This is a genomic window from Arhodomonas sp. AD133 (genome assembly GCF_051195215.1).
GTDB lineage: Bacteria > Pseudomonadota > Gammaproteobacteria > Nitrococcales > Nitrococcaceae > Arhodomonas.
In genome coordinates this window covers 44,802-54,396 of the sequence record NZ_JBNAZM010000033.1, presented here as the reverse complement: position 1 = coordinate 54,396, position 9,595 = coordinate 44,802, and the positions used below count along the sequence as shown (strand labels likewise).

Genomic DNA, 9,595 nt, shown 5'->3' with positions numbered 1-9,595 from the left:
ACGGGCGTCGGCGCGGGCGTCGGTGAGCACGAAACCATCGCGCCGGCGCCAGCGTTGCGGACTGGCCTGGCGCGTGGCGGCGGCATCGGCGTTGTGCTCGACGGGCACCAGGTGGGCGTGATCCACGCGCCCGGGCAGCTTGAAGCTCGCCCAGCCGGCCACCGCCGCGGCGGCGTCGGCGTCGGTGCGGGCGAGCTTGCACCAGGCGGTGACGGTGGCGATCGCCTCGGCGTTGGCCTCGGGCTCGTCGAGCAGGCTCATCGCGTAGGCGGCGACGCGCCGCTCGCGGTCGCCGGCGTCGTCGCGCTCGCCGATGCGCGCCTCGAGCCACGCGTCCAGCGTGGCGAAGTCGGTCTCCACGGGCTTGCGGTGCTTTTTCACCCGGCGCTGGACGAACGCCTGCTTGAACGCCATGACCACGTCGTGGCCGAGCGTGGTCGCCCGCGCCCGGGCCACCGCCGCCTCGATGCCGAACAGCTCGGCGATGAACGCCTCCAGCTCCGGGCCCAGCGCCAGCAGCAGCTCGCTCACCTCGGTCGCCGTCAGCGACGCCCCCGCGCGGTAGTCCGACACCCGCTGACCCAGCCCCGGCGCGTGCTCGTCGAGGTAGGCGCGGAAGCGGGCGTCGAGGCGAGCCAGTCCGTCGGGGGTCTGGAGGTCGCTGAAGCTCAGGCCGAAGTGCGCGAGTGCGGAATCGAGACTCATGATGACGTGTTCGTCTCCTGGGAATACGGCGCGGCGCCGGAGCCGCGGAGCGTGCAAGGATGCGCGGGCCGGGTTCGTGCATCAAGGCAGTCCGCGCGCGGTTTTTCCCGATTCCGGTGAATGGCCGGGCCGGTACCGTGCGTAACCGTTAGGCGGGCAAGTATACTGTGAGCTTTCGTATCGTCGCCGCGAAGCATGTCGGAAACCCGAATCCAGAAGCAAGCCCGCCGCCGCCGCCGTCGCGCTGTGGCGGGCATCGCCATCGCCCTGGCAATGGCCTTCGCCGGCGCCCACGCGTTCATCGCCGGCCTGCCGCTTGCTCCCGCGGGTGTATGCGCCTGGCTCTCGGGCGTTGTGCTGTGGCCGGATGTGGCACGGCGTTCGCGGGTTCAGGCCGTGGCGTTGATGATCGTCGGCGTGGCCGGGCTGGCCTGGGGCGTGTATTGCGGTGTGCGCCTGCCGTGGGGGCGGGCGCTTGCCGGTAATGCCGCGTTGCTGGGCATGCTCGCGGCCGTGGGATTCCTGCGCCTGATCGCGGCGCCGGCGGACGAACCCGGCGAAACGCTACCCGCCGGTCGACGCGGGGTGGTGGGAACCCTGGTCGGACTCCACGCGTTCGGGGCGGTGGTCAACCTCTCCACTGTGTTCATCATGGCCCATCGCATGGCCTCGGCCGGCCACATCGACGACCAGCAGCTTCGCGTGCTCACCCGTGGATTCGCCAGCGCCGCGTTCTGGTCGCCGTTTTTCGCCGCCATGGCCGCCGCATTGACCTATGCGCCGGGGGCACGGCTGGAGCGCGTGATTGCCGTCGGGCTACCGGTGGCGCTGCTCGCGCTGGCGATCACGGCGGTGGAGCTCGCCCGCGAGCGGCTGGACGATTTTCGCGGCTATCCCCTGCATGCCGGCAGTCTCTGGCTGCCCGCCGTGCTGGCGGCGGTGATCCTGATTCTGCACGGGCTCGCGCCAGACCTGTCGGTGCTGGGCATCATCACGGTGCTGGCGCCGGCGCTCACGGCGCTCATTCTGCCATTCCGCGAAGCCCGGCCGGCGGCGTTGCTTAGCCGCCAGGTGACCGCGCGGCTGCCGTTGATGGCCAACGAGCTGACGCTGTTCCTCGCCGCCGGCGTGATGGCGGCGGGGCTGGAGAGCGTGGTCGCCACTCTCGGCGGCTGGGTGCCGTTTTCCGGCTTCGGCGGCTGGCAGGCCGGCCTGGTGCTGGCGTGCATGGTGCTGCTGGCCCTGGTCGGGGTGCACCCGCTGATCGGCATCGCGGCGTTCGGCACTCTGCTCGCCCCGCTCGATCCCGATCCGAGTCTGCTCGCCATGACCTTTCTCGCGGGCTGGGCCATCGGTGTGGCGGTCAGCCCCCTGTCGGGACTCAATCTGGCACTGCAGGGCGCGTACGACATCGCCCCGCGCCGCATTATCGTTGCCAACGCCCGCTACGGCGCCGTGATGGTGGCTGTGACGACGGTGGCGCTGGTGCTCTACGCCAACTGGCTGTGAGCCAACCGGTGGCACCGTCCATCGACGACGCCCGGCGCCGTTCCGGGGCGCGTGGCGCAGTCGCTCGGCATCCTGTGCGATTCGGCGACGGCGGCACTGTCAGCCGCCGCCCGCCTGGAGCGCGGCGAGGGTCGTGCCAACGGCCTGCGGGCGGCGTGTTCGCGCTCGCGGTCCCGGCGGTGGCGGTCGAGGGGTTCGACCTCCGGCGGCTGGTTCGCCACCGTACGCTCACGGCCAGTGACCGGCGGTGGTGGCCGGTGGGAGCGTTGTCTCAGTAACGCCGCATCTGGCCGACGACGACACCCTGGATAGTGACCTGATCGGGCGTGTAGTGCTGCGGCTCGTGGTCGGCATTCGCCGGGTGGAGGACCACCTCGCCCGGCTGCTGCTCGATGCGCTTGAGGGTCGCGGCCTCGTCGTCGACCAGGGCGACGACGAGCTCGCCGTTGTCCGCACGGCTGCGGTGTTCGACGATGACCCAGTCGCCGTCGAAAATGCCCTCGTCGATCATGGAATCGCCGCGCACCTGGAGGACGTAGCACTCGCCACGGCCCTGAAGCTGCGGCGGCACGGCGACGCGCTCATGGTCGCGCACCGCCTCGATGGGGCGGCCGGCGGCGATGCGGCCGAGCATGGGCAGTCCGTCGGCGTCGGTTGCCTGCTTGGTGAGGTGAACGCCCCGCCGCCGGCCGTTCATCGGCGCCACGAACCCGGCGGCCACAAGCGCCTGGATATGCTTGTGCAGAGAGCCGCGGGATTTCAGACGGAAAGCCGTGCATATTTCCCCCAGGGTGGGGGCCTCGCCTTCGCGTGCGCAATCGCGGAGGAAGTCGAGAATCTGCTGTTGACGACGGGTGAGTGGCTGCATGGCGCTTGTCCGTTTTCCAGGCGTTCTCTAATCTAACCCGCACATGGGCCTTCGGTGAAGGGCGACGCGGCATGGACGGCGCGTAGGGTAGTTCAACGCAGGGCGAGGTTGCGAGTTGCGAACCGCGAGTTGCAAGTTGAACGTTTCGAGTTCCAAGTGCGGCACGTAGCACGGGCACACTATCGCATGAAGGCGCCGCGAGCGTGGGGTGGACGGAGCGCAGCGCAGTCCATCGCGGGCACGTAGGTCGACTGCTCTTGGCAGCCGACATCTCTGCGTGTGGCCTGTCGGCCAGCGCTGCGCGCTCGCCGACCTACGGCCATTGGTGCAGCGGCGGTGCTTCGGCGAGCACGGCGGCGTTGCCCGGTCGGTTCCGTGGGTTCGGTCACGTAGGTCGGGGACCGCCGCAGGCGGTGCCCGACATCGGTCACTCTGTGGGACGGGTTCGGCTGCCGGGTGCGAAGGGCGGAACCCGTGCGGGGAAAGTCGGTTGCCAAGAGCAACCGACCTACGAGTTGACCGGCAACGGAGTATCTACGACTGCTTGCAGTTTGCCGCTTGCGTGGCCACGTAGGTTGGCTGCTCTTGGCAGCCGACATCTCTGCGCGCGGCCTGTTGGCCAGCGCTTCGGGCTCGTCGACATACGAGCGCTGGGAGTCGCGCAGTTGAGCAGCCGGGTTCCGGGCCGCAATGCTTTGCCTGGAGCACGGCGTGTGCCACTTGCCACTTGAAACTTGCTTCCTTCAACTCGCCACGGGATATCGGGGGACACGACACGCATGAGCGCATCGGCACAGCAGGCCAGACCATCGGCGAGCGCCGATCCCGTGCGGCGGCTGGGCGGGCGGCTGCGGCGCAAGTACCGTGGGCGGATCACCGGCGAGCTGACGGTGCCGGCGCGGGACGGGCGGTACGCCGAGCTGCCGGACGAGCTCGATCCGCGGCTCGCCGGGGCGCTACGCGGGCGCGGCATCGAGCGCCTCTACAGCCACCAGCGGGCGGCCTGGGAGGCGATCCGCGCCGGTCGTCATACGGTGGTGGTCACGCCCACCGCCTCGGGCAAGACGCTGTGCTACAACCTGCCGGTGCTCCAGGATGCATTGAAGGAACGGGCCAAGGCGCTGTACCTCTTTCCCACCAAGGCGTTGTCCCAGGACCAGGTCGCCGAGCTCATGGAGCTCAACGAAGCCGGCGGGCTCGGCATCCGCGCCTACACATTCGACGGCGACACGCCCGGGGATGCCCGCAAGGCGGTGCGGACCCGCGGCGACATCGTCGTCTCCAATCCGGACATGCTTCACCAGGGGGTGCTGCCGCACCACACGAAGTGGGCGCAGTTCTTCGAGTCCCTGAAATACGTGGTCATCGACGAGACTCACACCTATCGCGGCGTGTTCGGCTCCCACGTCGCCAACGTGATCCGGCGGCTGCGCCGGGTCTGTCGTTTCTACGGCAGCGATCCGGTGTTCATTCTCTCCTCGGCGACGATTGCCAACCCGGGCGAGCTCGCCAGCCAGCTCGTCGGTGACGAGGTCCGGGCCATCACCGAAAGTGGCGCACCCGCTGGCGAGAAGCACCTGCTGCTGTGGAACCCGCCGGTGATCAACGCCGACCTCGGCATCCGCGCCTCGGCACGCTCCCAGGTGACACGCATCGCCCGCATGGCGGTGCGCGGCGGCATGAAGACCATCATCTTCGCGCGCTCGCGGCTGATGGTGGAGGTGATCACCAAGTACCTGAAAGACATCTTCGACCGTGATCCGCGCAAGGCGACGCGGGTCGCCGCCTATCGTGGCGGGTACCTGCCCACCGAGCGCCGCACTACCGAGAAGGCGTTACGCGGGGGCGAGGTGGACTGCGTGATCGCCACCTCGGCGCTGGAGCTGGGCGTCGATATCGGCTCGCTGGACGTATGCCTGCTGACCGGCTACCCCGGTACCATCGCCGCGACCTGGCAGCGGCTTGGCCGGGCCGGGCGGCGCGAGCGTACGGCGCTGGGCGTGCTCGTGGCCTCCAGCCAGCCGCTGGATCAGTACATCGTGCGTAACCCGGAGTTCTTCCTGGGCGCCTCCCCGGAACATGCCCGTATCGCGCCGGATCAGCTGTTGATTCTTCTCGACCACGTGCGCTGTGCAGCCTTCGAGCTGCCGTTCCGCAAGGGCGAGCGTTTCGGCGGCGAGGATCTGGAGGAGCTGCTGGGATACCTCGAGGAGCAGGGCGTGCTCCATCGCGAGGACGATGCCTGGCACTGGACGGAGGACAGCTACCCCGCCAACAGCGTGAGCCTGCGCTCGGTGGCCGAAGGCAACTTCGTCGTGATCGATACCACCGACGGTGGCAAGCGCATCATCGCCGAGGTGGACTATTCCAGCGCGCCGGAAACCCTCTACGAGGGTGCCATCTATATGGTCCAGGCGAGCCCGTACCAGGTGGAGCATCTCGACTGGGACGGGCGCAAGGCCTATGTGCGCGAGACCCGGGCGGATTACTACACCGACGCCATCGACTACACCCGACTGAAGATCCTGGAGAACTTCGAGGCCGACCGCGACGGCCGCCGCGAGACCGCCCGCGGCGAGGTGCATCTGGTCCGGCGCATACCCGGCTACAAGAAGATCCGCTACTACACCCACGAGAACATCGGCTTCGGCAACATTCATCTGCCCGACCAGGAGATGCACACCACCGCCGTGTGGTGGCAGCTCGCCCCCGAGGCGCTGCGGGCAGCCTTCGAAAGCCGCCAGCAGGCGCTGGACGGCTTTCTGGGGGCCGCTTACGCCATGCATCACGTGGCGGCGTTGCGCACCATGGCCGAGCCCAACGATCTCGGCCGCGCCGTGGGGGACGGCGACGCGCGCTGGTTCGCCACCGTGGGGGCCGCCGGCCGGGGGGCGATGAAGACGCTGGACGGCGGCGAGCTCGACCCGGATGCGCAGCAGCACTTCAAGCCGGCGGTATTCCTCTACGACAACTACCCCGGCGGCGTGGGCCTGTCCGCGCCGTTGTACGATCAGCGCCAGGCGGTGGCCGGCGACGCCCACGCACTGGTGCAGGCATGTGGTTGCGAGTTCGGCTGCCCCGCGTGCGTCGGGCCCATCCTGGCGTCCGACGAGCAGCGCGGGTTCTCCCCGAAGACCGTCGCGCTGACGGTACTGGGTTTGTTCATCGGGCATGAGCCTCAAACGACGTCTTGACACGCTGCGCCGCCAGGGCGGCGCCAGGCCGGCCACACCGGGCGGTGCCGGGGAAGGGGGCACGTCGCTGCGCGAGCGGCTGGAACGTGTCGGCGGTGCCGGCCGCCTCGGCCCGGGGCGGAACCGCCAGCCCGTGGAGGTCGAGACGCTGGCGCGCGCCCTCGGCGGCGAGGCGATCGATGAGCGCGTGCTTTGCGTGGAGACACGCGTTCCCCGGGATGGCGATGTCGACGGACCATCGGCGGATGCCAGCCTGTTGCCGGGCATCGGGCCGTTGCCCGGCGAACGGGCCGTGTTCGTGGATACCGAGACCTCCGGGCTCGCCGGTGGCACGGGGACGGTCGCGTATCTCGTCGGGCTGGCACGGTTCGCCGCCGGCTCGTTGCATGTGCGTCAGTTCCTGATGACCGGCTTCGGCGGTGAGCCGGGCTTGCTCGCTGCCGTACGCACGGCGCTCGGCGATGACGCCCAGCTGGTGACCTACAACGGGAAGAGCTTCGATGCCCCGTTGCTCAAGGACCGTTTCCGCCTCGCCCGCCAGGATCACCCGCTGGAGGGCGCCGAGCACGTGGATCTGCTCCATCCGGCGCGCCGGCTATTCCGCCATGCCTGGCCGGACTGCCGCCTGGCGACCGCCGAGCAGCATCTGCTCGGTTTGCAGCGCGAGGACGACCTGCCGGGCAGTCAGGCGCCGCTCGTCTGGTTCGATCTCGTCCAGCACGGGGAGACCGCCCGCCTGCCGGCCGTGCTGCGCCATAATCTTCAGGATCTCACCTCCCTCGCGGCGCTGTGGCCGGCGTTGGCTGCCGCCCACGCCGAGCCCCAGGCATGGGGAGCCTGCCCGCTGGCCGCCGCGCGCGCCTGGTACCGGGCCGGACGGGAGGGCGATGCCCGCAGGGTGCTCGAGGCCGCGCCGGCGTTGACACCGGCCGGGCGGCACGAGCTGGCGCGGCTGCGGCGCCGTTCCGGTGACTGGGAGGGGGCTCTCGCGTTGTGGCAAACGCTGGCGGAGGCTGGCGACGAGCGGGCGGCGGAGGCGCTCGCCAAGTATCACGAGCACGTGCGCCGGGACTGGCACACGGCCCTTGCGTGGACGGACCGGCTGCGGCCGACGCTCGAGACCACCCGCCGGCGCAGGCTGCGTCTCGAGCGCAAGAGCGGGAAGGTAAAAGCCGGGCAGGGCGATCTGTTTTCGTACTGACTGCCCGTCGTGGCGCCGGTGACGGCGTCACCGCGGATGAGCCCGGCATGTTCGGCACCCGAAAGGCCCCGGCACATTCGCTGGAGGTGACGGCGATGGCGGAATGGCGCACCGAAGTGGTCGGCGTGGTGCTCGATCACAGCAGCGAGTGGACCGCACGTGAGCTCACGGCCGCGTGCCGCGTCGATGAATCGTGGCTGCTCGCGCTGGTGGACGAAGGCGTGGTGGAGCCGATCGCCGGCGAGTCCCTCGCTGACTGGCGGTTCACGGGCGTCGCGGTAACGCGGGTGCAGCGTGCCACCCGCCTGACGCGGGATCTCGGGGTCAACCTTGCCGGCGTGGCACTGGCGCTCGATCTCATCGATGAGCTCTCCGCGTTGCGGCGCGTGCGTTAGCGCTCGTCCCGGGTGAGCTGATCCAGGGGCAGGGTGGTGGTCTCCTTGATCCGCTGCAGCAGGATGTTCGAGCGCACGCTGGCCACCATGGGCATGCCCAGCAGCTCGTGGAGCAGGAAGTTCGAGAAGCTCTCCAGGTCCCGTGAGACCACCCGCATGAGGTAGTCGGAGTCCCCGCTCACCGCCCAGCATTCCAGCACTTCCGGGAAATCGTCGATGGTGCGTGAGAATTCGCGCGCGGGATCGGTGCCATGCTTCTCCAGTGAGACGTTGACGAACGCCATCACCCGCAGGCCCACTTCGCGGCGGTCCAGCAGCGCCGCGTAACCCCGGATCACACCGGCGCCCTCGAGTTTCTTCAACCGCCGCTGGCACTGTGAAGCCGACAGGTGAACCCGCTCGGCGAGCTCGACGTTGGACAGCCGGCCGTTGTCCTGAATCGCGGCGAGCAGACGCCGGTCGTAGGCGTCGAATTCCAGGTATCGCGAAGTCATTGCACTTTGACTTTGATCAATGCGTGATTGATGCATAGTGTGCTCGGTAAGAGCGGTTTCTGCAAAAACAGCGCGCGCCGCGTGCGGTATCGTCTCACCCACGCTGAACGGCAATCCGCAGCGAGGAGGAGCATCATGAGCGCGGCCGAGAAGCACGAGAATCTCTGGGAAAACCCCATCGGCACCGACGGATTCGAGTTCGTCGAGTTCGCCGCCCCCGAACCCGAAGAGCTCAAGGCGCTGTTCCGGCGCATGGGCTTCACCGAAATCGCCCGCCACCGCAGCAAGAACGTCAGCCTGTTCCGCCAGGGCACGATCAACTTCATCGTCAATGCCGAGCCGGACAGCCACGGTGCGGCCTTCGCCCGCGAACACGGCCCCTGCGCCAACGCCATGGCCTTCCGCGTGACGGACGCGGCGGCTGCCCTCGATGCCCTGGTCGCCAGGGGGGCGAAGGCGGTGGAGGCCAGGACCGGCCCCATGGAGCTGAACATCCCCGCCATCGAGGGCATCGGCGGCTCCCTGGTCTATCTGGTGGACCGCTATGGCGAGCAGTCCATCTATGACGTGGACTTCGAGCCCATCGAAGGCGTGGACCAGCATCCCGAGGGCGTGGGCCTGACCTACATCGACCATCTGACCCACAACGTGGGCCGTGGCCGCATGGACCACTGGGCGGAGTTCTACACGGATCTCTTCAATTTCCGCGAGATCCGTTACTTCGATATCGAGGGCAAGCTCACCGGGCTGCATTCCCGGGCCATGACCAGCCCCGACGGCAAGATCCGCATCCCGATCAACGAATCGGCCGACGACAAGAGCCAGATCGAGGAGTTCCTGCGCGAGTACAACGGCGAGGGCATCCAGCACATTGCCCTGGGAACCGGCGACATCTGCGCCACCGTCGACGGACTCACGGGCAGCGGCCTGAAGCTGATGACCACGCCGGATACCTACTACGAGAAGGTCGACGAGCGCGTGCCCGGCCACGGTGAGGACCTGGAGGCGCTGCGCCAGCGCAACATTCTCATCGACGGTGCCCCCACCCAGGGGCAGGGCCTGCTCCTGCAGATCTTCAGCGAGACCGTGATCGGCCCGATCTTCTTCGAGTTCATCCAGCGCAAGGGTAACGAGGGCTTCGGCGAGGGCAATTTCCAGGCCCTGTTCGAGTCCATCGAAGAAGACCAGATGCGTCGCGGCGTGCTCGACGAAGGCCAGCAATAGGCCGA

General features: G+C 68.8%; 7 protein-coding genes and 1 pseudogene. 5 read left to right on the top strand and 3 right to left on the bottom strand.

Annotation, left to right across the window (positions count from 1 at the left end; genetic code table 11):
- Positions 1 to 705, bottom strand: a pseudogene (locus tag ACPEES_RS16365) (pyridine nucleotide-disulfide oxidoreductase); the annotation flags it as partial.
- A 195-nt stretch (positions 706 to 900) separates the two neighbouring features.
- Between ACPEES_RS16365 and ACPEES_RS16360 the strand changes: the two are divergent.
- Positions 901 to 2,214, top strand: a complete 1,314-nt coding sequence (locus ACPEES_RS16360) for a hypothetical protein (RefSeq protein ID WP_435104634.1) — start codon at positions 901 to 903, stop codon at positions 2,212 to 2,214.
- Positions 2,215 to 2,485: 271 nt separating this feature from the next.
- Here ACPEES_RS16360 and lexA read toward each other — a convergent pair whose 3' ends face one another.
- Entirely contained in the window at positions 2,486 to 3,082 is a 597-nt protein-coding gene (gene lexA, locus ACPEES_RS16355) for a transcriptional repressor LexA (protein WP_435104632.1), read from the bottom strand.
- A 779-nt stretch (positions 3,083 to 3,861) separates the two neighbouring features.
- On the opposite strand from lexA, the gene ACPEES_RS16350 reads away from it, so the two are divergent.
- Genes ACPEES_RS16350 through ACPEES_RS16340 form a run of 3 tightly spaced genes read left to right on the top strand, consistent with a single transcriptional unit; the run spans position 3,862 to position 7,872 of the window.
- Positions 3,862 to 6,276, top strand: a complete 2,415-nt coding sequence (locus tag ACPEES_RS16350) for a DEAD/DEAH box helicase (RefSeq protein WP_435104630.1) — start codon at positions 3,862 to 3,864, stop codon at positions 6,274 to 6,276.
- Positions 6,254 to 7,477 (top strand): ribonuclease H-like domain-containing protein, encoded by a 1,224-nt coding sequence (locus tag ACPEES_RS16345; RefSeq protein ID WP_435104629.1) that lies wholly within the window; start codon positions 6,254 to 6,256, stop codon positions 7,475 to 7,477. The genes ACPEES_RS16350 and ACPEES_RS16345 overlap by 23 nt, the downstream gene beginning before the upstream one ends.
- Positions 7,478 to 7,524: 47 nt before the next feature.
- Positions 7,525 to 7,872, top strand: coding sequence for a chaperone modulator CbpM (locus tag ACPEES_RS16340; RefSeq protein ID WP_435104627.1), 348 nt, complete (start codon positions 7,525 to 7,527; stop codon positions 7,870 to 7,872).
- Here the strand turns inward: ACPEES_RS16340 and ACPEES_RS16335 are convergent.
- Positions 7,869 to 8,366, bottom strand: coding sequence for an Lrp/AsnC family transcriptional regulator (locus ACPEES_RS16335; protein WP_435104625.1), 498 nt, complete (start codon positions 8,364 to 8,366; stop codon positions 7,869 to 7,871). The genes ACPEES_RS16340 and ACPEES_RS16335 overlap by 4 nt on opposite strands.
- Before the next feature lie 135 nt (positions 8,367 to 8,501).
- On the opposite strand from ACPEES_RS16335, the gene hppD reads away from it, so the two are divergent.
- Positions 8,502 to 9,590 carry a 4-hydroxyphenylpyruvate dioxygenase gene (gene hppD, locus ACPEES_RS16330; RefSeq protein ID WP_435104624.1) on the top strand — a complete coding sequence of 363 codons (1,089 nt, stop codon included), beginning with the start codon at positions 8,502 to 8,504 and terminating at the stop codon, positions 9,588 to 9,590.
- Positions 9,591 to 9,595 lie beyond the last annotated feature (5 nt).

Excerpts from the sequence above, each read along its gene's own strand:
- ACPEES_RS16335 (WP_435104625.1), bottom strand. The coding sequence starts at position 8,366 with ATGACTTCGCGATACCTGGAATTCGACGCCTACGACCGGCGTCTGCTC.
- ACPEES_RS16340 (WP_435104627.1), top strand. The coding sequence starts at position 7,525 with ATGTTCGGCACCCGAAAGGCCCCGGCACATTCGCTGGAGGTGACGGCG.
- ACPEES_RS16360 (WP_435104634.1), top strand. The coding sequence starts at position 901 with ATGTCGGAAACCCGAATCCAGAAGCAAGCCCGCCGCCGCCGCCGTCGC.
- hppD (WP_435104624.1), top strand. The coding sequence starts at position 8,502 with ATGAGCGCGGCCGAGAAGCACGAGAATCTCTGGGAAAACCCCATCGGC.
- ACPEES_RS16345 (WP_435104629.1), top strand. The coding sequence starts at position 6,254 with ATGAGCCTCAAACGACGTCTTGACACGCTGCGCCGCCAGGGCGGCGCC.
- ACPEES_RS16350 (WP_435104630.1), top strand. The coding sequence starts at position 3,862 with ATGAGCGCATCGGCACAGCAGGCCAGACCATCGGCGAGCGCCGATCCC.
- lexA (WP_435104632.1), bottom strand. The coding sequence starts at position 3,082 with ATGCAGCCACTCACCCGTCGTCAACAGCAGATTCTCGACTTCCTCCGC.